Raw genomic sequence first — 24,895 nt, 5'->3', positions numbered from 1 at the left:
CATCAGTCAGACTAAGGAATCGATGGTTGATTTGAACATTAAGGCCTATAAGAATTTAGAGTTTGGGAAAGTATGGGGAGGATTTTCGTATAGAAGAAGTTTGGACGGCGCACAGTATGTTGAAGGCAACGCGATACAGACACAGAAATTACAGTATTTTTCACCGATATTGGGCTTGAACTACAATCAGTTTATGTTGGCTTACACGTATTCTCATTTAGGCGGCAATGTGAAGTTTGACAACGGAGGATTCCACAACATTACACTTGGAATCAACTTGTTCTGCAAACCAGAGAAATACCACTGTAACTGTCCGGCAGTGAATTAATAAGAAATAAATGGTCAAAATAAAAAAGTCCCGATAATCTCGGGACTTTTTTATTTATCCGTGATACACACGCGATGCTATTATTTTGTTTTCCTTTATTTCTAATACTTCGGCAACTAACATATCACTTTCGCCGGTTACCATCCTTATGTATTCCATAAAAACTCGATCAGGATTGGATGTTAAAGAGGTAACTTTATAATTTAATGACGGAATTGTATCAAAAGCTTCTTGCCACCAAGTTCGCAAGGCTTCTTTCCCTGTTACATAGCCATTAGTTTCTGGATGTTTGATTTTTAGTTTCGGACTAAAATGCATAGCATCGTCATCGTATAATGACAATAGTTTTTCTAAATTGTGCGAATTAAAAGCTTCAAACCAAGCATGAGCAATAGATAAGTTTTTCTCTGGACTCATACTTAATTAAATATTTTTCATGTTGATGATTTCTTGTTCGGTTAAGAATCTCCAGTTACCACGTGGTAGGTTTTTCTTAGTTAAACCTGCAAAAGCAACGCGATCAATTTTAAGTACATTATAATTGAAACTTTCAAAAATAGCACGAACTACTTTTACGTTGGGAGTTCTTAATTTCAACCCAATTTCAGTTTTGGGTTGGTCTTCGATGTAACTGATTTCGTCTATGTACAAGCGATGTCCATCCAAAGTTACTCCACCCGAAATTTTCTCTAAATCTTCAAACTTTAAGTTTCTATCTAACGAAACTTGGTAGATTTTTGGGGACTTCTGATTCGGTAAACTGAACTTACGAATCATGTCTGTATCATTGGTAAACACTAATAAACCAGTAGTATTTTTATCCATTCTTCCAATCGGTTGAATGTTGGCTTTGGTGGCGCCACGAACCAATTCTAATACATTTCTATGATCAATTTCATCTTCATTGGAAGTAGTGAAATTTTTAGGTTTGTTCAATAAGATGTATTCTTTCTTTTCTGGAATTAATGTTTTACCATCAAAGTTAACCACATCGCCAGGTTTTACCTTGTAGCCCATTTCGGTGATGACTTCGCCGTTGACTTTTACATTACCTGATTGGATGTAAATATCAGCATCGCGACGCGAACAAACTCCCGAATTGGAAATGTATTTATTCAAACGAATATCGTCTGACTTAATCGGTTTGGATACGTTTTGAGTCGGTTTGGTAGCCGATTTTGGTCGCGGTTTTTGCGAACGTTTTTGCATTGGAGGTTTTGAACTGGTTGTACTTTTCTTTTTATCTCCGCTGGGTTTGCTGTTTCTTTTACTACGATTGTCGTTACTCATTACTCAAAATTTTTGGCAAAGATACTGATTTTAATGGTACGTACCCGAATCGATTTGGATGATGGTTGGGCAACAATGGTGATTAGTAGCAAAATTGCTGTATTCTAGCCCCGATTGAGGCGGTATCCTTTTTTAATTACTCTGGGTTTAAACCCAGAGCAATTAAAAAAGATAAAGCCGAAAGCGGGACAAGAGTTCTGATGAAAACGAGTTGTCTGCTTCTAATTCTTATTCATTTTAAAAAAATTGAAATTGATTTTTGAAATTGTCATTGCCATTGCATTTGCTATCTTTGTAGAAAAGAATTTGTATGTTGACACTCGACCCAAAAGAACTGTCGCCGATGAAGTTACAGGCGTATTTGCAAAGTGCGATTGCGCCGCGTCCGATTGCGTTTGCGAGCACTATGGATGCTAACGGGAAACCCAATTTATCGCCGTTTAGTTTCTTTAATATTTTCAGTTCGAATCCGCCGATTTTGGTTTTTTCACCTGCGCGAAGAGTTCGAAATAACACCATAAAACACACTTTAATCAATTGTGAAGCGACTCGTGAAGTGGTAATCAATGTGGTGAATTTTGACATTGTTCAGCAAATGTCATTGTCAAGTACCGAATATCCGGATGGTGTGAACGAATTTACAAAATCGGGTTTGACTCCGATTCTATCAGAAAAAGTAAAACCGTATCGTGTAGCTGAAAGTCCGGTACAATTTGAATGCAAAGTCAACCAAATTATTCCGCTCGGAACCGAAGGTGGCGCTGGAAATATGATTATTTGCGAAGTTGTAAAAATGCACATTAACGAAACTGTTTTGGATGCGGAAGGACATATTGATCCAGTAAAGATTGATTTGGTATCGCGTTTGGGTGGCAATTGGTATTCGCGTTCCAATCAAGGTCTTTTTGAAGTCGAAAAACCGTTAGTGACTTTAGGAATCGGAGTCGATGCGATTCCGAGTTTTGTAAAAGAAAGTACTGTTTTTAACGGGAATGATTTGGGCAAATTAGGAAATGTGGAAGCCTTGCCAACCGAAGAAGAAATTAGTATATTTGTCAAACAAAATTTTGAAGTGAAAGGTGTTTTAAGTGCTGATGATGAACTCAAAAAACACCAATTAGCCAAAGAGTATTTAGATAAAAATGAGGTGCTAACCGCGTGGAAAGTACTATTAGCCAAAAAATAAATTCGTTAGATTATGGAAGTTTCAGGAAAAGTAAAAGTGATTAATGCAGAGCAACAAGTGAGTGCTTCATTTAAAAAAAGAGAATTAGTAGTAACTACTGATGAGCAATATCCACAACACATTATGATTGAGTTTACTCAAGATAAATGTGATTTGTTGAACAATTATAACGTGGGCGAAGCAGTAAAAGTTTCGATCAATTTAAGAGGTAGAGAATGGGTGAATCCGCAAGGTGAAACCAAATATTTTAACTCTATTCAAGGTTGGAGAATTGAAAAACTGCAAGCAGAAGCTCCAGCAGCTCAACAAATGCCTCCAATGCCAGCAGCTGAAGCGTTTGCTCCAGCAACTGATTTTAAAGAAGAAGAACACGACGATTTACCTTTTTAAGAAGCAGGACCGCTTCGCTGCAAGACCGCTATGCTGAAAGAAGCAAGATTTCTTACTCTTCTTTTTTCAGTGCAACGGTCTTTCTTCTTTTAGCGAAGTTGTCTTTCTTCTATCAGTGAAACGGTCTTTCCTCTATTTTCTAAAAAATGTATTTCCTAACTAAAGAACTTTATTTTCCACCTGTTGAAGAAGCTTCCTACGAAGGCGTTTTGGCCGTGGGTGGCGATTTGTCTATTGAGCGACTGTTATTGGCGTACGACAATGGTATTTTTCCGTGGTACGATGCCGATGAGCCTATTTTATGGTGGGCGCCACCGTATCGAATGGTGGTGAATCCGCACGATTACAAACCCGCTAAGAGTTTGCGAAACATCATTAATAGAAATATTTTTGAAGTTACTATTAACAACGATTTTGAAGCGGTAATCAGAAATTGCCAAACGGTCGAAAGAAGAAACCAAGACGGCACTTGGATTTCCGAAGACATCATCAAAGCGTACACCGAATTACATCGTTTGGGAAAAGCCAAATCGTTTGAAGTATGGCAAAATGGTGAGTTGGTTGGCGGATTGTATGGCACTGATTTAGGACATATTTTTTGCGGCGAAAGTATGTTTGCCAAAGTTCCCAATGCGAGTAAAGTAGCTTTTGTAAAATTGGTGGAATACTTGAGAGATAATAATTACAAGCTACTTGATTGCCAAGTACACAATGATCATTTAGAAAGTTTGGGCGCTTTTGAAATTCCGCGGGAACTATTCATGCAAATATTAAAATCTGCTGTTTAAAATCTGCCTTCTGCTTACTGATTCCTAGTCCAACAATCCACCACATGATCGTTCACCATTCCGGTGGCTTGCATGTGAGCATAGACTACCGTAGTTCCCACAAATTTAAATCCGCGTTTCTTTAAATCTTTACTAATGGCATCCGAAAGTGGAGTAGAAGCGGGAACATCTCGTAAGGTTTTGGGTTCGTTGTCGATGGGTTTTCCGTCGGTGAATTTCCAAATATAGTTAGAGAAACTACCAAACTCTTTTTGGACTTCCATAAAAGCAATTGCATTGGAAACAGCAGCTCTGATTTTGAGTTGATTTCTAATGATGCCAGCATCTAACATCAATTCTTGAATTTTACTTTCCTCGTACTTAGCTACTTTTTTATAATCGAAATTAGCAAATGCTTTTCTAAAATTATTTCTCTTGGCCAAAATCGTGTACCAACTCAAGCCCGCTTGAAACGTCTCTAAAATCAAAAATTCGAATAATAGTTGGTCGTCGTAAACAGGTTTTCCCCATTCGGTATCGTGGTAATTGCGGTACAAATCGTCTTTTTCGCACCAAGCACAACGGTGTTTAGTTTCCATCTTTTGCAATGTATTTTTCTATTAAATAATGACCTAAATAAATCATAGGTGTCATTACAACAGCAATGATTAATTTGACGGTGTAACCAGTAAAACCAGAAATAACGTAGGTTTTAAAATCCATAATTCCGGGTAAATAAAACGCAATTCCCAGTACAATAAAACTGTCAAAAAACTGAGAAATTACTGTCGAACCCGTGCTTCGCAACCAAATCATTTTATTTCCAGTTCGTTTTTTTACAAAATGAAAAATGGTAACGTCAATGAGCTGCGAAGCCAAAAAAGCCGCAATACTTCCCACAATAATCAACTGACTTTGTCCAAAAACAGCACTGAATTGTTCTGTCGTGACTGAACTGATACCAGTAGACGGGATTTTCATCGCAAAAAACAATACAAAAAAAGTATACGCAATCAATCCTGCGGTAATTAATGAAAGTTTTTTTACGCCTTTTTCGCCAAAATATTCGTTGATTAAATCGGTAGTGATGAACACAATTGGCCAAGGTAAAATACCGATACTCATTACGGCCGAACCCACATCAATGAGTTTTCCGCCAATGAGTTCTGCAACTATCGCGTTGGTAATAAAAATTCCGGCTAAAATAACGTAAACGGTGTCTTTTCTCGATTTGAACATTTGCTAGTACCTAATGATTCAAAGTTAGTATTTTATTTTTAGAAGCGAAAGGCTTGGGCTTTTTTTGTAATCGTCTTTCCCGCTTTCGGCTTTAGTCGTATCCCGAAAAAAATCGGGATACGAGCTATCACCTCAATCGGGGCTAATGAGGAAACGTCTTTTGTGAAAATAAATTAAGATGTACACTTTTTGTGTATCAAAAAGATGTAATGATGGTATAATTTTACAATAATCAAACAAAATAGTTCAATGTATAAATTGGGTTTACACCCCAAAATGAGTAGAGAAGTGTTTTCTGATTTCTCTGACAGTAACGTTTGTTGTAGTTGTAAGTTGATTGCGCAACAAATGAATGACTAAATCAACATTTGCAAACAATCTTAAAAGATATGTAAGGGACGACATTTTAAGATTGTGATTAATTAAAAATTATAATATTTATGAGAAGTGTATTTAAAACATTAGTTTTTTTGTTGTTTTTTTCTTTAATTAGTTGTGAGAAAGAATTATACGATAAATCAATTCGGCAAGACAAAGTCAGTTCAGAACGAATTACTGTAGATCAAGTGATAGATGAAGTTGATAATCCGATGCTGGAGAATTTCATCAACACTAATATTAAGCAACAAATTGGATTGGCAGAAAGCAAAAGCGCTTTTGAGATGTTATTTGAAAAGTTGACAAAAGAAAATGGATATTCAACCTATTCACTTCTTTTAAATAGTTATTCAGAAGAAAAGCCGTATTTTCTATTTTTTGTAATTAAAAAAGAAGGCTCACTGGAAGAAGCAGGTTTTTCTAAATACATTCCCGATACTGAAATCACAACTTTAGACGTTGAAAATTTTAGTGGTAGGCTACAGATTTTAGATGTTAATCAAGAAGTACGGTCTCAGGCAGATTTCATCGATTCTAATCCACAGCCAATAGCAAACGGAATCAACTGTTATAATACGGTTGAGATTATTCAACACAATTGTACCAACGGAGGAGAACATGCTCCAGGAGTTCCGTGTGAAGGTGGAGCAATTAATGATGGATATTATGAAATTGTGACTTATATAGTGTGTTCTGGCACTCCTAATTACAGTTATTTGGCTCCGCCAAGTTCTTTTTTAGGTTCTTCAATAGTAGGTGGTGGCACTTCATTGACAGACAATCTTAATGTTCTTTATTTTTTATACAGTTTAACAGAAGAACAGTACAATGTTATAGCAGAGAATCCTCAAATGGTAACTTATTTGGAACAGAATGAGGCGTCACAAGAGAGTAGAGATTTGATTTTGAGCATGATTAATTTGATTTCTTATAGAGGAGGAACTTTTGTGTTTGATGATACTATTAATCAAGATAATGCTTTAGTTTTAGGTTCTATAGGTGAATTTAAAAATTTTTTAGAAAATCAAAATAATGAAGGAAGTGATTTTGAATACGATCAGCAGTTGACTCAAAAAATTGCTTCGACTAAGTTTTGGATTGGAGCACCGTACAATGGAGTTAAAGTTAATGTTAAACAGCACATGACAGCTCCTTATTCTGTAGAAAATGTAACTTCTGAATTATTTGGTGTTACAGTTTTTGTGGATTGGGAGCAGTCTGACTTTAGTGTGACGGTTGCCAATAATGTTGTAACGGTTGATGTTTATGGTGTATCCTCTATCAAAGTTTTCTTTGAAGGAGTTGGAACTATTTATCACGAAAACAAACATTTCCAAATTAAAATCAATAAATTGACAGGTGAAATAATTTCAGCTGTTGTTATAAACTAAAATTAAATTAATTCGTTTTATTCAATTCTATATGGAAAAAATTATAAATCACTTTAGTATTGGCCTTTTTTTATGGCAGACTTTTGTTTTAGTACTTTTAGTTGTAGTCGCTTATTATTTAATTAAACTTTATAAGAAAGTGAATAAGTATTTAGACAAAAATTCTTGAACAAAGACTATAAAAAAAACCTCGTTTCAAACGAAACGAGGTTTTTGTAGTATAAGTTTGTACTTCGGACTTCTTATTATCCTAAAGCTACTCTTCTGAAACCAGTTACTGTTAAACCAGCATCAACTGATTTAATGTAAGCAGAAACACTCATTGAGCTGTCTTTAATATAATCTTGATTCACCAAAGTGTTGTCTTTAAAGAAACGGTTTAATTTTCCTTTAGCGATGTTATCTAACATAGCTTCTGGTTTTCCTTCTTGACGTAATTGATCTTTAGCGATTTCAATTTCTTTAGCAATAGTGTCAGCGTCAACTCCGTTTTCGTCTAAAGCGATTGGAGACATTGCAGCCGCTTGCATTGCTACGTTTCTTGAAGCTTCTTCACCACCAGCAACGTTAGCCGATAATGATACTAAAGTAGCGATTTTGTTACCTGCGTGAATGTAAGAACCCACGAAAGCACCTGATAATCTTTCGAAAGAACCGATTTCGATTTTTTCTCCGATTACACCTGTTTGCTCGATTAATTTCTCAGCAACAGTAATTCCATTGAAATCTGAAGCCAATAATTCTTCTTTAGTAGCATAGTTTAATGCTTGGTTTGCTAAATCAGTTGCCAATTTTACGAAACCTTCGTTTTTACCAACGAAATCCGTTTCACAGTTTAATGTAATAACTACACCTTCTGTTTTATCAGCATTTACAGCAGCGATAGCAGCACCTTCTGTAGATTCTCTGTCCGAACGGTTAGCAGCTACTTTTTGACCTTTTTTTCTAAGGTTTTCGATAGCTAAATCAAAATCACCGTCTGATTCTACTAATGCTTTTTTGCAGTCCATCATTCCTGCACCTGTGATGGTTCTTAATTTATTTACGTCTGCAGCAGTAATTGTTGCCATTGTTTTTTTATTTAAAGATTAAAATATTTAATAATTTAAAAGAGTAAAGATTGAAAAATTCAGTTAATAAAGAATGCTTCTTGTGTGAAGTAATCTTTAAATCTTTGAATCTTTCAATCTTTGATTTTTGTTATTCTTCAGTTTCAGTTTCAGTAGCTTCTACCTCAGGAGCAGCAACTTCTGCAACTGGAGCTTCTACTACATCTTCTACTTCTACTTCAGGAGCATCCTCTTCTTTGTCAGAAGTTCTGTTGGCTAATCCGTCTTTTACAGCGTCTGTAACTAAAGATAAAATTTTCTCAATTGATTTTGAAGCATCATCATTGGCTGGGATAACGTAATCTACTTCACGTGGATCAGAGTTAGTATCAACCATTGCGAAAACTGGAATGTTTAATTTTTGTGCTTCTTTTACTGCGATGTGTTCAGCTTTAATATCTACTACGAATAAAGCAGCAGGTATTCTAGACATGTCAGCGATAGAACCTAAGTTCTTCTCTAATTTTGCACGAAGACGATCAACTTGTAATCTTTCTTTTTTAGAAAGTGTCATGAATGTTCCGTCTTTTTTCATTCTATCAATAGAAGCCATTTTTTTAACCGCTTTTCTGATAGTAACGAAGTTAGTTAACATACCACCTGGCCATCTTTCAGTGATGTAGGGCATGTTGCATGCTGCAGCTTTTTCAGCTACGATGTCTTTTGCTTGTTTTTTGGTAGCTACGAAAAGTATTTTTCTACCAGAAGCAGCGATTTTTTTCAAAGCTTCGTTAGCTTCTTCAATTTTTGCTGCTGTTTTATACAGGTTAATGATGTGAATACCATTACGCTCCATATAAATGTAAGGAGCCATGTTTGGATCCCATTTGCGAGTCATGTGTCCGAAATGAACACCAGCTTCTAATAACTCTTTAACTTCAATTTTGTTTGCCATTGTGTAATAGTTTACGTTCCGTGTTATAGCAATGTTCCAATTAGCGGTCAGCTGTCAGCTTTAAGCTTTGGCCTGCTGTTGGCTTCATTTAGATGCTAAACTAATTCCCTTTTCACAAGGAATATCGACAACTTTGTTTTAAATTCTATTTTAATTGTAAAAATGGTTTGAAAAAAATATTCTGAAATGAATCGAATATTAACGTTTCGAGAATTGGAATCTCTTACGTGCTTTTTTCTGACCGAATTTTTTACGTTCTACCATTCTAGGATCTCTTGTTAGTAATCCTTCTGGTTTAAGGATAGCTCTGTTTTCAGCTTCCACTTCACACATTGCTCTAGCAATAGCCATTCTTACAGCTTCTGCTTGACCTGTTGAACCACCACCATATACATTTACTTTTACGTCAAAGTTGGATGCATTTTCTGTCATTTCTAACGGTTGCATTACTTTGTACTGTAAAGTAGCTGTTGGAAAGTAGTTGTTAAATTCTCTTTTGTTTACAGTGATTTTTCCTGTACCTTCAGTAACGTACACACGTGCAACTGCACATTTTCTTCTACCGATTTTGTGAATAACTCCCATTACTTTAAGTCGTTAAGGTTAACGGTTTTTGGTTGTTGAGCGCCATGTTTGTGCTCAGAACCAACATTTACATTCAAATTGCGGAATAATTCAGCACCTAATTTATTTTTAGGCAACATTCCTTTTACAGCCTTTTCTACTAATAATGCAGGGTTTTTTTGTTGCATTACTTTAGCAGTCAAGCTTCTTTGTCCTCCTGGATAACCTGTGTGTCTGATGTACGTTTTGTCATCTAACTTGTTACCAGTTAGGTTGATTTTTTCTGCGTTGATAACAATTACGTTATCTCCACAATCAACGTGCGGTGTATAACTTGGTTTGTATTTACCTCTTAAAAGCATCGCCACTTTTGAAGCAAAACGACCTAAGTTATGACCTTCAGCATCTACAACAATCCACTGCTTGTCTGCAGTAGCTTTGTTTGCTGAAACTGTCTTGTAGCTTAATGTGTTCACAATAATTTATTTTAATTAAACATTCCATTCCCAATTACGGGAGTGCAAAAGTACAAATAAATATTATATATGCAAACTGCATTTTTGATTTATTTTTGTGAAAGCTATTATTTTGGAAGATAGTACAATAGATTTCTTTTGTTAGCTGCCTAAAGTTCATTCTCTAGCCCTGACGCAAGGGAAAAACCTTTTATTGTGTACCGATTTGTTTTTAGTGACCGTTTTAGTTGATGAACAATAAAAGTTTTGGAAAAGCGGCAGGAAAATGGAAAACAAAAATGCCCAAGCCTTTCGCTTCTAAAAATAAATTCTATAAATTTACACCTTATATATAGAGTTATGAAATCGAAAGCCACGTTAAAACAAATTGCCAAAGAACTCGGAGTTTCCGTTTCTACTGTTTCGAAAGCGTTGAACGACAGTCCGGAAATCAGCGAACCTACCAAAATTAAAATTCAGGAATACGCGAAACTGAAAAATTACAAGCCCAACAGTATTGGTTTGAATTTGAAGAATCGTTCTACGCGCACTATTGGTGTGATTATTCCGAATATTTTGAATTCGTTTTTTGCCAAGGTATTTACCGGAATTGAAAAAGTGGCCGACGAAAAAGGCTATAAAGTAATTACGTGTATTTCCAATGAATCGTTGGAAAAGGAAATCAACATGCTCGAAATGTTGAGTAACGGAACCATTGATGGCTTTATTTTATCCATTTCGGAAGAAGCACAGAAGTTGCAGCAGTTTGGTCATTTTAAATCGATTATTAATGATGGAACGCCCATTGTGATGTTTGATCGAATTGCCGATGAAATCAATTGCGATAAAGTTATTGTTGACGATTTGGATTCGGCCGTAAATGCTACTGAACATTTGTTGAAAACAGGCTGTAAAAAAATAGCTTTATTATCTTCTATCGATAATTTGAGTGTAGGAAAATTAAGAGCTCAAGGTTTTTATGAAGCCATGAAAAAACACAATGTAAAAGTCGACGATTCATTGGTGATTCTAACCGAGAATTCAGAAGATTTTAACGATAAAATTGGTGGTTTCTTCATCAAAAATAAACCCGATGGTGTTTTTGCTCTTGACGAACACGCTTCGGTTACAGCCATGAAACTCGGGATACAGAATGGGTATAAAATTCCGCAAGAGCTATCCTTAATTGGTTTTGCTGATGGAGTTTGGTCGCGCCGAATGACGCCAAGTTTGTCTACGGTAAGTCAACACGGACCCGAAATTGGCGAAGTAGCGACCAAAATGCTGATTGAAAAATTAGAAAGCAAAGAAGAAGTATACACGCACAGAACTACAGTGATAAAAACAGAGTTACGTCAGCGTGATTCTACGAAGAAGTTACAGTAAAAATGTAGTTTTTCTCACCAACTACTTTTTTCTCCAATACCAAAGTAAAAGCGATGTCACTTTTTGAGGCAATCGCTTTTATTTTTTCCAATTCACAATCTTCCGAAAGTATCATGAACGTTTCGTTAGACGGAATAAGGTAATTTTTTAATTGCGGAAATAAAGCTTCAAAATACTCAAAATGTTCCCCGCAAAACCACGCTTGTTCTTTGATAGTTTTTGGATTTTTTGGATAGTACGGCGGATTAATTAGTATGCAGTCAAATGTTCTATTGGGTAGTGATTGAAACAAATCCGATTTGAATATTTCTAATTTTTGATTGTTCTTTTTAGCGTTTTCAGATAAAAATTCTAGAGCAGTTGTATTGATGTCGGTTGCTGTAACGTTAGCTCCTTTTTTGGCAGCAAATAGTGAAATGATTCCACTGCCACAACCTAATTCTAGAAAGGTTTTGTTGTTCAACTCTTTTTCTTTTATAAAATCCAAAAGTACAGTTGTACTCAATGTTAAATGCGGAGGAAAAACATCAGGATGCACTTTGACACAAATGCCATCATAGCAAAATGTTCTCGGTTTGAGATAGTACAGTTTTAATCCAAATTTTAAAAATGGGTGCGTTATTTTTTTGATAAAGTTTCTCATCGATCCATCACTCAGAATAAAAACCCTCGATTTCGGGTTGTCTGTATTTCCACAATTTGTGTAACGCTTTGATTTCGTATGGAAAATGATAGAAACCTGTTTTATATCGAATTCCAGAAGTCAGTCGTAACAATTGTTTTTTGTAGCCTCTAATTCTAAAATCGGAAACCGTTGGATAATAACCATTCAGCACGGTTTCAAAATTCTTTATAGTGTCAATCATGTACGGTTTTAACCAAGGCGTGAGCGGATTTTTCCGCAAGTCGAAATTCTCCCAACTCGGAGAAATCCAATCTTCCAATTGGGTTGGGAATGAAAATCCAGCATTGAGAATTTGTTGGTACAACTCCGAACCCTCAGTTGGAACCGGACTGAATAAATAAATGATAATCTCGGCATCTGGATTGATGGTTTTGATTTCTTTAATAAAATTAATGTCCCACAAAATCTGATCGTACACTTCTTTTTCCGTTGGAGCAGGCATTCCTAGTACAAATGAGAGTTCCGGAATAATATCGGCGTTTTTCATTCGCAGTACAAAATCTTTAATCATTTGTCCGGTTTGGGTTCCGCCTTTGTTCATTTGTTTCAATACAGCATCGTTACCCGTTTCGGCGCCCAAAAATATCATTTTGCAACCCGCTTTTCGCATCAATTTGAGTTCGTCGTCCGAATACAAATTAATAGTATCAATTCGGCCTTCACCCCAATAACTAATGTTATCATTCAGGATTAACTCTGAAAACTCCAACACTCTTTTTTTGGAAGTAAAGAAATTATTATCGTGAAATTCGACCGCGTCAATGTTGTACTTTTCCTTGAAATACTTTACATCTTCATAAATTCGACTGGCCGACATGCCTTTCCATTTGGCATTGTATATCGGAACTACAGCGCAAAACGAACACGAAAACGGGCAACCCATACTCGAATGGTATGACAAGGTTTTGTTTCCCATAAAGGTTTTGGCCAAATAGTTTTGTACGGGATAAAACGAATTCAAATACTCATAAGGAAACATAGGTAATGTGTCTTGATCGAGTAAGGCTTCGACGGCTGTTTTTACCATTTCGCCTTTTTCATTTCTAAAAATCAGATTTTTGATGGAAGATAAGTGGTCGAGATTGTTCTTTTCTATGGTTTGAATTAACTCGGGAAACGTGTTGTCGCCTGGACCGTTAATCACATAATCAACATAACCCGAATTCAGAGAAACTTTGTATTGATTCGAAGCAAAATAACCGCCCCAAACGGTAATTATTTGAGGAAATTGCTCTTTAATTTTTTTGGTAAACGGAATCGCCTGACGCAATTGTGGTCCGGGCATTACGGTACAACCAAAGTATTTAAATTCGCCTGATTGCAAATAGGTTGAAATGATACTCCACGGATTTTCTTCCAAATTTCCATCCACAAAAACATACTCGAATTGACCATGTATGGAAGCGCCGACTTGCAGAATGGAGTTCGGAATGCGGTGTTTGCCATTGGCACTGCGCGGATTGAAAAGGATGATTTTGTTAGCTTTCATTTGTCTTAATGAAGATGTTTCCGTGTAACTTTTTTCTTGGTAAGGCGGCAATTGTACTTTTTAATTCTTCCGAAGAAACCCACTCTTGTAGTTTAAACTCCAAATGCTCGTTTAAAATAAAATTAAAAGTGGTTTTTTCAGAAGCTAGTAAATCGATGATTTTTAATGTGTTTTCGTAAAAAGCTTCAGTAAATTCAAATTCAATAATCGGAATTGAATACCGTAACGAAGATAAGATATTTAACTCATAACCTTCGGTATCAATTTTACAAAAAAATGGAATACCGTGTTTTTCAATTGCAGAGTTGAGTGTTTGCATGGTAACAGTTTCTTTTTTATTCCAGTAAATTTTTTCGTTGGAATAAAACGAAATGAATTCTTCGGATAGTGTTGCTACTTCACTATGATTGGCTAAATTGAGTTCAATTGATTTGTTTTGATCTCCAATTGCTATCGATTCAAACTCAAAATTTGAATTATTTTTTTTAATTTTTGACAAGAAGATTTCGCAAGAAGATTGAGGTTCAAAAGCAATTACTTTGGCTCCGAGAGAAAGAAACAATTTACTTTTAGTTCCGATATTGGCTCCAACATCAAAACACAAAGCAGTTGCCGGAATTAACCTTGCATAAAATGTTTTTTGTTTTTTAAACGTAAGATAATTTTTTAGTGTTGCCGAATACACGAATAGAACTAAAATAAGTACTTGCACTAATGCGCTTCCGAATAGAATTTCTTGAATTCCATAACCCGAAAAAAGAAGGTAATACGTGACAATTGAATTAATTAACACGCCCAAAAAAAGAATCACAACAACCTTTTTTTCTCTATTTTGTTTGAATAACCGAACAATTTCTATTCCATATGCATACGACGGAAAAGCATAAAAAAAGGCAACAACATAAAACCAAAAAGTGAACTCTAACTTTAAGAAATAGCGAATAATTCCAAAAACAAAAAGCAGTGAAATAGGAACTATTATGAGTCCGAATAACACTAGAGTTTTTTTGGTTTTTTGAATGGTAAAGTCTGTGTTTCTGTATATGTTTTTGGTAAATGGAGCATAAATAAAAGCACTGATTGACATGATAAAAACCAATAACCCATTAATGATTTGGTAATCGGAAGTAACAATTTTATTGTCAAATTGTTCAATAATGTAGACGTCAATTTTTGATGCTAAAAAGCCTAAAACCGACAATAAGAAGAACCAAAGGCTGGCTTTATAATAATTGAAGTTGAAACGTGCATCAAAAGAGAAAATATTTTTAAAAAGGAGCAAAAAACAAATCCCTTTAGTGAATTGATAAAGACTGTATAAAATTAATAACTGATTTAAATTTAATGCAGATGATAAGCTGTAAAAAACAATAGCAAAAGCCAAGAAACAAACCAATTCAATGGCTAATGAAGCGTTAAATTTTTTCTCATACACCACTAACACTTCATACGAATGAATTAAAAATCGTCCTAAAATCCAAAAGGCTAAATAGAGTCCGAACTCCATTTTAAAAAGGAAGAATCCAATTAGTGAAAAAAGTAGAACTAAAGGAAAACGGGTGATTAAAATAGAAGAAAAATCGGTTTTAATTGTGCGTGGAGTTTCACTGAATTTCCGCAACAAATACTCCTTATTTCCCCAGTTGATGATTTGTGTTACCAGCAAAGAATACAACAACAACGATACAAATTCGCCCCAAACTTCTTTTGACGAATGTTGAATGACCATAAACGGAATTACAACTCCAATGGCAGAAACCAAAATTTGACGTACAGCATTAGACGATATAAATCCGATTCTATGTAGGTTTTTGGTTGTCAATTGAGTGCTATTTTTTGGAGTGAATAAAATCCAATTCCTTTGTTATAATCGCTTAAAAAAACCACAATCTCACCATTAATCAAAATGGGTTTTAGCTTATTGCTTTTGTCAAAAGTGAGTTGTTGATTGTTGTAAAAAATCTGGTTGTTTTTTATTGGTAATTCAACAACGTTATACTTGCATAGCTTTAATTTTCTTTGATTTTCTCCTTTTTCATTCCAATAGTAATAGGTCAATTCTTTATTTTTTATTTGGTAATCATAAATTAAAATGGGCGATTGTTTCATTAAAAATGAGGTAGAATTAGCGTTGTTTTTTTCTTCTAAAAACAAAGGAATCATCAGCGCGACCAAAGACAAAACAGTTACTATTTTCCAATTTATTTTCTGATAAAATGGAACTACTATTCCAATAAAAAGTAACAATAAAGTCAACAATCTTAAATAAGAAACTGGAAAAGGTTGATGCAATAAATAGGAAATAGGAACCGAGTTGATGTACAGCAATAGTCCGAAAAACATCCATTTTTTATTGGTTGAAATTTCAGACTTAATGATGTTGAAGTAGATAAAAATCAGCAAAATAAATGTGTATGTACTTCCGTATGGTGAAAGTAAAATCGAAACCATGATCCAAAACGAAAACACAAAAAGTGAATTGGAAATTCGCTTCGTAACAAAATAGCCGATAACAATGAGTTTGATTTTATAAGCGAAAATGAGTGCTTTAAAAAGTAAAGGCGAATGATAAATAGCATTCAAATTTTCAATCGGATTGGCTACTAAAAGTCGTTTCAAAAACATAAAAACCGATTGGTAATTGTCCACATAAGCTGTAGCAATTTCGCCGTTGGAAGCTCTGGGTAGAACCGAATTTAACCAAAACAACCAAACATCAAAACCAGTAAATAGCGTTGAAATTCCAATTAACAAAAAACAAATACCAAAAGTGTAGAGCAATAGTTTGAATTCTTTTTTGAAGAGAAAAATCAATAGCAATACAACAGGAAATACTTTCAATAGAATAGCCAAACTCAGAAAAAAAGCCGACTTTAATAATCGTTCTTTTTGATAGGCCAGCCAAAATTCGGTTAAGAAAAAAAACAGTACAAAATAGACTTGCCCAAACAGCAATTCGTTTTTTATCGGAACAAAAAACAACAACGGAATGAATACAATGTAAATCGATTTTATCTTGTAAAACCGCGTCAATCGATATAAGCTAATCAAAAAAACAGACACACTAATGATGTTAAAAACTAATTTCGATGCAGCTAACGATAAAAGTGAAAATGGAGTAAAAAGTAAAGCCAAGAAAGGCGTATTGGGTGCATAACTGGCAAAAATTCCGCTGTAACCCAAATCGGCAATTTGTTTATTAAAAAGATACGGAAAGTAAGTATTCGAATTGAATTGTCCATTAACTAAAAATTGTCCACCAAAATAGTAATTTGCAAAATCATGAACAGGAAAATTCATCGCTTTGAAAAGGCAAAAAGCACAAAACAAAGCAATAGCAATCAAGCCATAATGTTGTCGAATTAGTTTCCTCATAATTTTTTAAATAATGAAAATCGAAACAATTTAGTCTTTTGCAAAAAGTAAGAAATTGAAACTCGTAAAACACCCAAACCATAACGAATACTTCTACTAAAATTAATCGACGACGCTTCTTCAAAGTACTTCGCCGGACACGATATTTCGCCAATACGTGCTTTTTTGTAACACAATTGCGCTAAAATTTCGTTGTCAAATACAAAATCATCCGAATAGTTTTCAAAATCAATTTGCTTCAAAAAAGTTGCCTTAAAACAGCGATATCCGGTATGGTATTCCGACAGTTTTTGATTCATCAAAATATTCTGAATCAAAGTCAGTATTCGATTGGAAATGTATTTGTACAATGGCATTCCGCCTTTCAAAGCACCTTTGCTCAAAATGCGCGAACCCAAAACCACATCGTACAAATCATTGGCAACCAGTGAACACATAGCCGGAATTAATTTTGGAGTATACTGATAATCAGGATGCAACATAATAATGATGTCAGCGTTCAATTCGAATGCCTTTTGATAACACGATTTCTGATTGGCGCCGTAACCTTTGTTGGTATCGTGAACGATAATGTGTTGAATTCCCAGTTTTTGAGCAATTTCAATAGTATTGTCGTTGCTGTAATCGTCGGTTAAAATAATATCGTCAACTAAGTCTAACGGAATTTCATTCACCGTTTTCTCTAGTGTTTTGGCTGCATTGTAAGCAGGAAGAACGACGATTATTTTTTGATTGTTCAACATTAATCCAAGTGATTTACTTCAGTGATTGATACTTCTCTGACACTACTCGAAACCGCTAAACCATCAAATGGAGCAAGGGTTTCAATGTCATTTCTATAGTATAAATTTCCCAAGAAAGGAAATTCAGAATATTGATGTGTCGGCAAACTCGAAAGTAAATTTTGTACTTGTGTCAAAGGTAAATTCCACTCCAAACTCAATCGTTCTGCCGAAGGTTCCATAAACGAAATATAGAGTAATTCAGTTAAAGTATGTTGTTGGGTTTGCGAAAAGTCAACGCCATTGGTCAATTGTAATTTTAAGTCTCGATGAGATTCACGGTAATTGATGAGTGTATTTTGTAATTCGGTCGCCGTTAAATAACCTGAATAATTATTTTGTGGAGTGAATAATTGATTGATGGTCGACTCATGACACCACATGCACTTTGCCGGTTTTCCGGCGTTTGAATGCGATGGATCGGCAGCGTTTTTTCGGTTGCCATTGACGTCAAAAATCCCGAAACGCAATTGTCCGTTAGGCAACAACTCGATGGTTTCATATTCGTAAATTTCTCCCGTAACTGGATTGACTTCTTTCGACAGAAACACTTGATTCAATCCGTTTTGTTCCGAAAATTCAATGATGCGATGCTCCAACGAAACACTGGAGTTATTCACGTATCCTTTTTGTGGGAGTAAGGTATAATTACCCAATAATTCTGATAAAGTAGAAGGCGTTCCAACCAATTCATAATAATGTTCGGAAGCACCAATTAATAAAACAATGTACCTACCTAAATCGACAGCTTGTTGTGTTTGGTATTCTTCTGAAGCAACAATTTTTGAATGTAAAACAGCTAACTTTTCTTTTGCATTTGAACTCAAACCCAATTTATTCAAGTCAATTGAAATTAGATTGTTTTGATAGGAAATTCCAACTTCGTTGACAGGCAATTCGGCACCAATATAGGATAACGCCCATTTCAAACCAACTATCGATTTATCAATCGAATCGTCGGGATAGGCTTTATTCCATTTCAATGTCAGCGACGAATCTTCAACCGTTGGAATAGCAATCAAATCCTCGGTGCTGTGGTTTTCACACGACCATAAAAAGAAAAGAAAAATATAAATCATCAGTTTTTTCATGCTTTAGGTTAGAAACTTCTTTTTTCTTTAACTACTTCAAAAACATAATAATACGAATTATTTACAATGTTGATGTCAAATTTTTTCAAGAACCTGATTTTTACATCGTCGGTTATAAATTGCCAAGAACTATTTTTTTGAGCATTCGATAAAGGATAATAAGAAACATAAACACAATTGGTGTGGTTTTTCATGTACTGTTTCAGTAGCTCTACACTTTTTTGTTGATTCAAATCTCGGTCACAATCCGAATCCCAATGACAAAAACTCTGATAACCATTGCTGCACAAAAAATATACTTTGCGTTCTAAATAAGCACTTATTATAGTTCCATCACAGGTAACGGATACAATTTCTTTTGAATCTAAATCTTCATTTTTTAGATAATCAACCGTTTGTTTTGCTGAAGTAAACGGATGAATGTAATCTACAGAATACGCATAAATTCCGCTAAAAAAGTGGATTAATAATAGCAAATAGATAATCGGTTTTCTGAATAAAATCAACCTAAAGCGGGTTACGATTTCTTTAAGTTTAAAATTTTCAGAACCATAATACTGTTCCATCCATAAAGCAAGGATAATGATGATGTAATTTATTCCGTGAAAACGGACAGCGGTTCGTTGCGTGATGTAAAAGAAAATTTGAGTGCCAATCAAGGCAATGTAAACAAAGAAGAGTGTCTTTTTGTTTTTGTAAAACAACACCATTGGGAGTAAATAAATCAATACAACCAAAACAGCAGCACTACTTCGGTTGTTATCTATCACAAAATTGGTATTCCAAAAGTGGAGTGTAGTAAAATTAGGGATTGCAATTAATCCTTCAAATAATGAAACGATTCCGTGTTTTAATCGTTCGTCAAAAGACAGAGATTGTATTGGATTCAAAAGCCAATCGGATTCTGTAGTTTGGATTTGAATTCCGATTAAAAATAAACCCGATACAAAAATTAAACATCCTAAAACGGTCTGAATTTTAAAGAATTGTTTGTTTTGAAATTGTTCCACCAAAAGGGTTAAAAACAGAGCAAAAGCAACTACGCTGAAAAGGATATGAGTGTTTGACGCTAATGCCAAATAAACACACAGAAGAATAAATTTAGAGTTTCGATCTTTAAAAATAGAACCAGCCAGAAAGAGAAATAAAATCCCTAAGCCGTAGTTTCTGCTGATGAGATTGTATTCAAAAATGAAGAAATAACCAAAAATAAACAGTGTTTTGAAAACCCAGTTGAAAGGCGCTTTTTTGAGAAAAACCAATACAAAAGAAGTGGAGATTACAACATGTACTAGTTGCATCCAAAACGGATTTGACGTAAAACGAGTAATTGTGTATAAGAGTAAATTCCACATTAAAGGATGTCCTTCAGATCGTGTGTTGTTGTATAAATCGGAAATGGAATTACTATCGCGTGCTAATAACCAATGATGTGCTTCATCCAACCATAGCTCATGATGCAAAATACCCATCACACTCACTGCAAAAAAAAGTAAGGTTAAAAAGTACATGTATTTTGATTCAGTTGAATTCATTATTTCGAAAATTTCATCATTCCACCCGCCAAAATCGATTTGGTTTTGTGTTTTATACGCTGAAAAAAAGTTTTGTTTTTCCGGCTGAATTCCACTTCGTTCACCACTTTTGAAACCGCATAATCATAGTATTTTCTCGAATAATTTCGTTTGAAATCAATTTGTCTATCAGTTGAGGTTTCCCAATTCGGGTGAACGGTTATGTCATTTTCAATTTCGTTGTATAGTGAAGTTCCCTTGATAGGATAAGCCACAGTTATGGTGTAATGCGTTGGGTTGGCTTCTTTCAAATACTCAATTGTCTCGTGAATATCTTTTTCATCTTCTCCAGGATAACCGAGCATGATGAACGTTCCCGTTTCAATCCCTATTGCATTGGTGTTTTGAATCATTTTTTTCACATGATTGACATCGACTCTGCGATCCATAGCATCAATGATTTTTTGCGAACCACTTTCGGCTCCAATCCAAATTCGGAAACAGCCAGCTTCTTTCAAAAGGCGTAAAATTTCGTCGTTCAAACGTTCGGCTCGTGTAATGCATTCAAACCGAATTTGAGCATTTTGTTTGACTACTTCTTCGTGAAACGCCGTCAGCCATTTGTGACTGATGGTAAACACATCATCGACAAACCAAATCGCATCAGGGTTGTATTTTTCCTTGAGCATTTTCATTTCTTGAGCAACCAAATGCGCAGGTCTTCGACGGTAACTTTGACCATAAACCGCAGTGCTGCACCATTTGCAAGTGTACGGACAACCGCGTTGGGTAGAAATCGTCATCGAACTTTCGCCGTGATTGCGTTTCCAAGTTTCTAAGTATTTTTCATTCGGAATGGCATCGCGATTCGGCAACGGCAATTCGTCTAATTCTCTGAATTTGGTTCGTGCAGTTGTTTGAATTAACGTTCCATTTTCAATGTAAGCAATTCCGTTTACTTTCGAGAAATCGGCTTCATTCATAATCGTTTGGTACAATTCGAAAGTTGTTTCTTCGCCTTCTCCAATTACTATAAAATCGGCGCCCGAATTCAAGTAATTTTCAATATTGTACGTTACGTCAGGTCCGCCCAATACTATTTTCGGAAAACCAAATTCAACTGTTTTTAGTTTTTTCATCAACTGAATGACTTCTATTTTGGTCATCAAATTGGTATAAATACAAACTATTTTGGGTTGTTTTTCTCTTATGAATTGCAGTTGTTCTTCTTTCGAATAAAAAGTCGAATCAAACACATCATTGGCCACATTTTTACTCCACAAATAGGCAGAAACATACAGCAAACCCAATGGTGGATAAGGTTTCATTATCTTTTGTTCCTTGGGATCATCCGATAAATAGTAGCCATGTGTAAGTAAAATGCTCATTTTTTTTGCAGATGAATGATGTAATGATCGGCGTATTTTGATAAAAAACTAAAAGTACTAATTCTTTTTTCCAAATAATTTAAAAACGATAACAATCGCGGTTTGGATTTGAAAAACGGTTCCAAATACGATGGTGGAATGAAAAATCCGATAGGAAATTTTGTCTTAATGATGAAATTTGTTGATGCCAATTGTTCAATATCATTGGGATTATAATAATACGTGGTGACTTTTTCCCCATCAACATCGGCTGTGGCAAATTCTTTTTTTCGTCGAAACACTTCTGAAAATTTCCCTTTACCAATGAAATACAATTGTTCCCAAAGCGTGTTTTTGGGCATAATTATCAGAACTAATTCGCCTTTTGAAGTCAGAATTTGGCTTGCATTTTCAAAGAATAATTGAAGTTCATTAGTCGACAAACAATTCAATCCTCCAAAATTAGAAAACACCAAATCAAAGGAATTAGAAGCATATTTTTGAGCCACAAGATTGCAATCCAATACATCAAAATTCAAATTATTGAATTGGTTTTTACTTTTAGCAACTGCTATCATTTTCTCAGAAATATCGGTCGCAGTTACCTGAAAATGATGTTGCGCTAACCAAATCGCATCTTCGCCGGTTCCGCAATTGATTTCTAATATAGTTTTAGGTTGTTTTTTTTCTTCAATTTTTGAAAAATGATGATGCACCAATTCGCGTTGCGCTTTGCCTATCACTGAATTGGTGAAGGTAGTATCGTAGTTGTTGGCTGCTTTGTCAAAACTAGCGTTCATTTTCCAATCGCTTTAACATCAATGAATCAACAAACGAACTCGGAATATAATAACCCAATTTGGCTATCGATTTTAGTTTTGAGAAACTCAGTTGTTTCGGATTTTTAAGCACTTGTTGTAAGTTGAAAAACCCTTGACTTTTTCGGTATTCTTTGTGTACAAAACGTTGTAATTTTCGATAGTAATTGGAGTTATAGGTTCCGTTGAACATCATGTCCAAATCGTCCGAATCGTTCCAATTGGCTTTCAGTTGTAAATCGTCTTTTACTTTTTCATAAAATTTCGTTCCCGGCAACGGATACGAAACGGAAATACCAATATTATCGGGTAATAGTTCTTTCACCATCGCAATGGTTTTTTGAATATCATCCTGATTTTCATCGAGGTAACCAAACTGTAAAAAGAAGGCGACGCGTATGTTTTTCTCTTTTAAAAGGCGAGTTGCTTCGTAAATTTCTTCCACTTTGGTGCCTTTGTCCATTGCATCGAGAATTTTTTGAGAAGCACTTTCGGCTCCAACCCACACTTCTTCCAAACCTGAAGTGGCCAAGGCATCAATCGTGTCTTCCTTTAAAAGTAAGTCAACGCGACTTTGAATGTAATACCGAATGTTCAATTTTCTTTTTTGCAATTCGATGTTGAATTCCTGTACCCAATTCGGCTTTAACCCAAAAATATCATCGCACATCCAAAATCGATTGACGTTGAATTTTTTGGATAGATATTCCAAATGATTGGCAATGTATTCGGGCGAATGCGAGTTGTAACGATTGCCGTAGATGGGTTTGGCGCACCAATTGCATTTGTACGGACAACCGCGAGTGGTGGCGATATTTAACGTAAATTCTTGACCGCTTTGTTTCCAGATGGTTTTGTAGGATTCAATATCAATTAAATCCCAAGCTGGCAAAGGTAAATCGTCGAGTTGGACTAAGACCGAACGCTTGGAATTGACTTGAATTTCGTTATTATTTTTAAAAGCAATTCCAGAAATGGTGTCAATTGATTGCTGACTTTCTAGTGAATTAATCAATTCCAATAGCGTCAATTCGCCTTCACCTTGAATGATAAAATCAGCGCCTTTATCAAGGTATTCTGTGTAATGATCAGTAGCATCTGAGCTTGAAATTATGACAATACAATCGTGTTTTTTTCCGAGCTGAATCATCTCAAAACACGCTTCTCGCATAGTGGTGAGGCACATTTTGGTCAGATAGTTAAAACCATCGTCGTAAATGACTAAGTATTTTGGTTTTTTTTCTTCTAAAATAGGAAGAATCGCTTTCGGACTGTCTAATAAATTGGTGTCAAAAAGGTCAACAGTATAATTGTTTTTTCGCAGTAAAGCTGCCGCATACAAAGTCCCCAAAGGCGGGAATGGCGTTTTATTTTTCCATTGCTTCGGGTCGAGTTGGTAATAATACGAATGCGAAAAAAGTAGGTTAGACATATTCTTTCGGAACGACAATATTATAATTTCGTTGAACTTCTTCTAGTTTGTCATTCAAAGATAAGATAACTTTTTTTTGAAAATTGGACGGATGGTGTTTTGAGATGTTTTTTGTTGATTTTAGGGCAATTTTAAAATCGTCTTCACTCAAAAAATTGAATTTAGCTCTCCATTTTCGGAGTGTAATTGATTTGAATAGATAGTCAATGGCATTTCCGAAACCGTTGTCAAAAAAGAATTCGAGGGTTTTGGTCAATCCGTTTTTTTTGATTTCTGGAATTGATTCTAAGTTGATTTCAAACTTTGAAAAATAATCTTTAATCCATGTGTTTCTGTTGTAAAATTGCTCAAAAGCGTTTTTCCCTTGCATCGGAATTAATGTTTTCAATTCGGTCGCAGTGAAACGGTTTTTTTCTTCGATTTCCAATTGCTGGTCGGAAATAAAATAATTGACACAGAAGTATTTTCTAGAATTCAGTAGAAATATTTTTTTATACAGCATCAATAAGGTTCGACATACCCATAATTTATTGTGTTTGGTAATGACAAAAAAATCGATGTCACTATCATTATCGTAATAACCTTTTGAAAGTGAGCCCGATACACCAACACTTTCTACAAACGGAAATTTGGATATGAATAAAGCGCGTTCTTGTGCTTTTGCCATTATTTTTTTGGCATTCATATTCCCGCGAAGGCGTTTGATGACACTATCTAAATCGCTTCCGTATACATAAAAATCGTCAACTTGAGTCAGTATTTTTTGCGCCATTAAAAGTTGAAGTTCATTTTCAGTATCAGAAACTTCACGGTTATTAGTATAACTGTGAATTTCGTCCAGAGTAAGAGGATATCTGAAAATAGAAAAGTACAATATGGTTTTTAATGACTCCACGATTCATAACTTGTTTCGAGTGCTAAAATAGTGATTCTTTTTCTATAAAAACTACTTAAAATAGCTGTG

General features: G+C 35.1%; 26 protein-coding genes. 6 read left to right on the top strand and 20 right to left on the bottom strand.

Features of this window, described 5'->3' with window-relative positions; all coding sequences use genetic code 11:
- A partial coding sequence (locus tag VK161_RS00455; protein ID WP_324212771.1) for a type IX secretion system membrane protein PorP/SprF occupies nucleotides 1-328 on the top strand: 328 nt, incomplete at its 5' end.
- Nucleotides 329-382: 54 nt separating this feature from the next.
- Here the strand turns inward: VK161_RS00455 and VK161_RS00450 are convergent.
- Both VK161_RS00450 and VK161_RS00445 read right to left on the bottom strand, forming a co-directional pair.
- Nucleotides 383-745 carry a nuclear transport factor 2 family protein gene (locus tag VK161_RS00450; protein WP_324212770.1) on the bottom strand — a complete coding sequence of 121 codons (363 nt, stop codon included), beginning with the start codon at nucleotides 743-745 and terminating at the stop codon, nucleotides 383-385.
- A gap of 6 nt (nucleotides 746-751) precedes the next feature.
- Nucleotides 752-1,618 carry a pseudouridine synthase gene (locus tag VK161_RS00445; RefSeq protein WP_324212769.1) on the bottom strand — a complete coding sequence of 289 codons (867 nt, stop codon included), beginning with the start codon at nucleotides 1,616-1,618 and terminating at the stop codon, nucleotides 752-754.
- A 310-nt stretch (nucleotides 1,619-1,928) separates the two neighbouring features.
- On the opposite strand from VK161_RS00445, the gene VK161_RS00440 reads away from it, so the two are divergent.
- From VK161_RS00440 to aat, 3 genes are all read left to right on the top strand, one after another.
- A complete protein-coding gene (locus tag VK161_RS00440; RefSeq protein WP_324212768.1) occupies nucleotides 1,929-2,804 on the top strand; it encodes a flavin reductase family protein in 876 nt (291 codons plus the stop codon).
- A gap of 12 nt (nucleotides 2,805-2,816) precedes the next feature.
- Nucleotides 2,817-3,194: a DUF3127 domain-containing protein gene (locus tag VK161_RS00435; RefSeq protein WP_324212767.1), complete on the top strand. Its 378-nt coding sequence runs from the start codon at nucleotides 2,817-2,819 to the stop codon at nucleotides 3,192-3,194.
- 146 nt (nucleotides 3,195-3,340) lie between these two features.
- Nucleotides 3,341-3,982, top strand: coding sequence for a leucyl/phenylalanyl-tRNA--protein transferase (aat, locus tag VK161_RS00430; protein WP_324212766.1), 642 nt, complete (start codon nucleotides 3,341-3,343; stop codon nucleotides 3,980-3,982).
- A 14-nt stretch (nucleotides 3,983-3,996) separates the two neighbouring features.
- Here aat and VK161_RS00425 read toward each other — a convergent pair whose 3' ends face one another.
- The 3 genes from VK161_RS00425 to VK161_RS00415 all read right to left on the bottom strand — a co-directional run bounded on the left by VK161_RS00425 (nucleotide 3,997) and on the right by VK161_RS00415 (nucleotide 5,605).
- Nucleotides 3,997-4,560 carry a DNA-3-methyladenine glycosylase I gene (locus VK161_RS00425; protein WP_324212765.1) on the bottom strand — a complete coding sequence of 188 codons (564 nt, stop codon included), beginning with the start codon at nucleotides 4,558-4,560 and terminating at the stop codon, nucleotides 3,997-3,999.
- Nucleotides 4,550-5,200 (bottom strand): queuosine precursor transporter, encoded by a 651-nt coding sequence (locus VK161_RS00420; protein ID WP_324212764.1) that lies wholly within the window; start codon nucleotides 5,198-5,200, stop codon nucleotides 4,550-4,552. Before VK161_RS00420 ends, VK161_RS00425 begins: the two co-directional genes overlap by 11 nt.
- A 264-nt stretch (nucleotides 5,201-5,464) precedes the next feature.
- The gene (locus tag VK161_RS00415) at nucleotides 5,465-5,605 is read right to left on the bottom strand and encodes a hypothetical protein (RefSeq protein WP_324212763.1); all 141 of its coding nucleotides are present in this window, start codon (nucleotides 5,603-5,605) and stop codon (nucleotides 5,465-5,467) included.
- Between the two features lie 35 nt (nucleotides 5,606-5,640).
- Here VK161_RS00415 and VK161_RS00410 point away from each other — a divergent pair, with 35 nt between their 5' ends.
- On the top strand, nucleotides 5,641-6,969 hold the full coding sequence (locus VK161_RS00410) for a hypothetical protein (RefSeq protein WP_324212762.1): 1,329 nt from the start codon (nucleotides 5,641-5,643) through the stop codon (nucleotides 6,967-6,969).
- A gap of 245 nt (nucleotides 6,970-7,214) precedes the next feature.
- Here VK161_RS00410 and tsf read toward each other — a convergent pair whose 3' ends face one another.
- The 4 genes from tsf to rplM all read right to left on the bottom strand — a co-directional run bounded on the left by tsf (nucleotide 7,215) and on the right by rplM (nucleotide 10,013).
- Nucleotides 7,215-8,039, bottom strand: coding sequence for a translation elongation factor Ts (tsf, locus tag VK161_RS00405; RefSeq protein ID WP_324212761.1), 825 nt, complete (start codon nucleotides 8,037-8,039; stop codon nucleotides 7,215-7,217).
- 130 nt (nucleotides 8,040-8,169) lie between these two features.
- Nucleotides 8,170-8,973 (bottom strand): 30S ribosomal protein S2, encoded by an 804-nt coding sequence (gene rpsB / locus VK161_RS00400; protein WP_324212760.1) that lies wholly within the window; start codon nucleotides 8,971-8,973, stop codon nucleotides 8,170-8,172.
- Nucleotides 8,974-9,171: 198 nt separating this feature from the next.
- A complete protein-coding gene (gene rpsI / locus VK161_RS00395; RefSeq protein ID WP_324212759.1) occupies nucleotides 9,172-9,558 on the bottom strand; it encodes a 30S ribosomal protein S9 in 387 nt (128 codons plus the stop codon).
- Nucleotides 9,558-10,013, bottom strand: coding sequence for a 50S ribosomal protein L13 (rplM, locus tag VK161_RS00390; RefSeq protein WP_324212758.1), 456 nt, complete (start codon nucleotides 10,011-10,013; stop codon nucleotides 9,558-9,560). Before rplM ends, rpsI begins: the two co-directional genes overlap by 1 nt.
- A 339-nt stretch (nucleotides 10,014-10,352) precedes the next feature.
- On the opposite strand from rplM, the gene VK161_RS00385 reads away from it, so the two are divergent.
- A complete protein-coding gene (locus VK161_RS00385) occupies nucleotides 10,353-11,378 on the top strand; it encodes a LacI family DNA-binding transcriptional regulator (protein WP_324212757.1) in 1,026 nt (341 codons plus the stop codon).
- Here the strand turns inward: VK161_RS00385 and VK161_RS00380 are convergent.
- The 11 genes from VK161_RS00380 to VK161_RS00330 are packed head-to-tail and all read right to left on the bottom strand — an operon-like array spanning nucleotide 11,359 to nucleotide 24,826.
- A complete protein-coding gene (locus VK161_RS00380; protein ID WP_324212756.1) occupies nucleotides 11,359-12,021 on the bottom strand; it encodes a methyltransferase in 663 nt (220 codons plus the stop codon). The genes VK161_RS00385 and VK161_RS00380 overlap by 20 nt on opposite strands.
- Nucleotides 12,022-12,028: 7 nt before the next feature.
- Nucleotides 12,029-13,552 (bottom strand): radical SAM protein, encoded by a 1,524-nt coding sequence (locus VK161_RS00375; RefSeq protein ID WP_324212755.1) that lies wholly within the window; start codon nucleotides 13,550-13,552, stop codon nucleotides 12,029-12,031.
- The gene (locus VK161_RS00370; protein WP_324212754.1) at nucleotides 13,542-15,374 is read right to left on the bottom strand and encodes an FkbM family methyltransferase; all 1,833 of its coding nucleotides are present in this window, start codon (nucleotides 15,372-15,374) and stop codon (nucleotides 13,542-13,544) included. The genes VK161_RS00375 and VK161_RS00370 overlap by 11 nt, the downstream gene beginning before the upstream one ends.
- Nucleotides 15,371-16,927, bottom strand: coding sequence for a glycosyltransferase family 87 protein (locus tag VK161_RS00365; RefSeq protein WP_324212753.1), 1,557 nt, complete (start codon nucleotides 16,925-16,927; stop codon nucleotides 15,371-15,373). The genes VK161_RS00370 and VK161_RS00365 overlap by 4 nt, the downstream gene beginning before the upstream one ends.
- Nucleotides 16,924-17,670, bottom strand: coding sequence for a glycosyltransferase family 2 protein (locus VK161_RS00360; protein WP_324212752.1), 747 nt, complete (start codon nucleotides 17,668-17,670; stop codon nucleotides 16,924-16,926). Before VK161_RS00360 ends, VK161_RS00365 begins: the two co-directional genes overlap by 4 nt.
- Nucleotides 17,670-18,800, bottom strand: coding sequence for a hypothetical protein (locus VK161_RS00355; protein ID WP_324212751.1), 1,131 nt, complete (start codon nucleotides 18,798-18,800; stop codon nucleotides 17,670-17,672). The genes VK161_RS00360 and VK161_RS00355 overlap by 1 nt, the downstream gene beginning before the upstream one ends.
- Before the next feature lie 8 nt (nucleotides 18,801-18,808).
- Nucleotides 18,809-20,335, bottom strand: coding sequence for a hypothetical protein (locus tag VK161_RS00350; RefSeq protein WP_324212750.1), 1,527 nt, complete (start codon nucleotides 20,333-20,335; stop codon nucleotides 18,809-18,811).
- Complete coding sequence (locus tag VK161_RS00345; protein ID WP_324212749.1) at nucleotides 20,335-21,702, bottom strand: B12-binding domain-containing radical SAM protein; 1,368 nt, start codon at nucleotides 21,700-21,702, stop codon at nucleotides 20,335-20,337. Before VK161_RS00345 ends, VK161_RS00350 begins: the two co-directional genes overlap by 1 nt.
- On the bottom strand, nucleotides 21,699-22,481 hold the full coding sequence (locus tag VK161_RS00340; protein WP_324212748.1) for a class I SAM-dependent methyltransferase: 783 nt from the start codon (nucleotides 22,479-22,481) through the stop codon (nucleotides 21,699-21,701). Before VK161_RS00340 ends, VK161_RS00345 begins: the two co-directional genes overlap by 4 nt.
- Nucleotides 22,471-23,931: a radical SAM protein gene (locus tag VK161_RS00335; protein WP_324212747.1), complete on the bottom strand. Its 1,461-nt coding sequence runs from the start codon at nucleotides 23,929-23,931 to the stop codon at nucleotides 22,471-22,473. The genes VK161_RS00340 and VK161_RS00335 overlap by 11 nt, the downstream gene beginning before the upstream one ends.
- Nucleotides 23,924-24,826: a nucleotidyltransferase domain-containing protein gene (locus tag VK161_RS00330; RefSeq protein ID WP_324212746.1), complete on the bottom strand. Its 903-nt coding sequence runs from the start codon at nucleotides 24,824-24,826 to the stop codon at nucleotides 23,924-23,926. The genes VK161_RS00335 and VK161_RS00330 overlap by 8 nt, the downstream gene beginning before the upstream one ends.
- Nucleotides 24,827-24,895: the final 69 nt, after the last annotated feature.

The organism is Flavobacterium sp. (assembly GCF_035299245.1).
Classification (GTDB): Bacteria; Bacteroidota; Bacteroidia; order Flavobacteriales; family Flavobacteriaceae; genus Flavobacterium.
The sequence above is the reverse complement of the archived record's forward strand: the minus strand, read 5'-3'. Positions and strand labels throughout refer to the sequence as shown.

Coding starts and splice junctions, on each gene's coding strand:
- VK161_RS00450 (WP_324212770.1), bottom strand. CDS start 745: ATGAGTCCAGAGAAAAACTTATCTATTGCTCATGCTTGGTTTGAAGCT.
- VK161_RS00445 (WP_324212769.1), bottom strand. CDS start 1,618: ATGAGTAACGACAATCGTAGTAAAAGAAACAGCAAACCCAGCGGAGAT.
- VK161_RS00440 (WP_324212768.1), top strand. CDS start 1,929: ATGTTGACACTCGACCCAAAAGAACTGTCGCCGATGAAGTTACAGGCG.
- VK161_RS00435 (WP_324212767.1), top strand. CDS start 2,817: ATGGAAGTTTCAGGAAAAGTAAAAGTGATTAATGCAGAGCAACAAGTG.
- aat (WP_324212766.1), top strand. CDS start 3,341: ATGTATTTCCTAACTAAAGAACTTTATTTTCCACCTGTTGAAGAAGCT.
- VK161_RS00425 (WP_324212765.1), bottom strand. CDS start 4,560: ATGGAAACTAAACACCGTTGTGCTTGGTGCGAAAAAGACGATTTGTAC.
- VK161_RS00420 (WP_324212764.1), bottom strand. CDS start 5,200: ATGTTCAAATCGAGAAAAGACACCGTTTACGTTATTTTAGCCGGAATT.
- VK161_RS00415 (WP_324212763.1), bottom strand. CDS start 5,605: ATGTCGTCCCTTACATATCTTTTAAGATTGTTTGCAAATGTTGATTTA.
- VK161_RS00410 (WP_324212762.1), top strand. CDS start 5,641: ATGAGAAGTGTATTTAAAACATTAGTTTTTTTGTTGTTTTTTTCTTTA.
- tsf (WP_324212761.1), bottom strand. CDS start 8,039: ATGGCAACAATTACTGCTGCAGACGTAAATAAATTAAGAACCATCACA.
- rpsB (WP_324212760.1), bottom strand. CDS start 8,973: ATGGCAAACAAAATTGAAGTTAAAGAGTTATTAGAAGCTGGTGTTCAT.
- rpsI (WP_324212759.1), bottom strand. CDS start 9,558: ATGGGAGTTATTCACAAAATCGGTAGAAGAAAATGTGCAGTTGCACGT.
- VK161_RS00385 (WP_324212757.1), top strand. CDS start 10,353: ATGAAATCGAAAGCCACGTTAAAACAAATTGCCAAAGAACTCGGAGTT.
- VK161_RS00380 (WP_324212756.1), bottom strand. CDS start 12,021: ATGAGAAACTTTATCAAAAAAATAACGCACCCATTTTTAAAATTTGGA.
- VK161_RS00375 (WP_324212755.1), bottom strand. CDS start 13,552: ATGAAAGCTAACAAAATCATCCTTTTCAATCCGCGCAGTGCCAATGGC.
- VK161_RS00365 (WP_324212753.1), bottom strand. CDS start 16,927: ATGAGGAAACTAATTCGACAACATTATGGCTTGATTGCTATTGCTTTG.
- VK161_RS00360 (WP_324212752.1), bottom strand. CDS start 17,670: ATGTTGAACAATCAAAAAATAATCGTCGTTCTTCCTGCTTACAATGCA.
- VK161_RS00355 (WP_324212751.1), bottom strand. CDS start 18,800: ATGAAAAAACTGATGATTTATATTTTTCTTTTCTTTTTATGGTCGTGT.
- VK161_RS00350 (WP_324212750.1), bottom strand. CDS start 20,335: ATGAATTCAACTGAATCAAAATACATGTACTTTTTAACCTTACTTTTT.
- VK161_RS00345 (WP_324212749.1), bottom strand. CDS start 21,702: ATGAGCATTTTACTTACACATGGCTACTATTTATCGGATGATCCCAAG.
- VK161_RS00340 (WP_324212748.1), bottom strand. CDS start 22,481: ATGAACGCTAGTTTTGACAAAGCAGCCAACAACTACGATACTACCTTC.
- VK161_RS00335 (WP_324212747.1), bottom strand. CDS start 23,931: ATGTCTAACCTACTTTTTTCGCATTCGTATTATTACCAACTCGACCCG.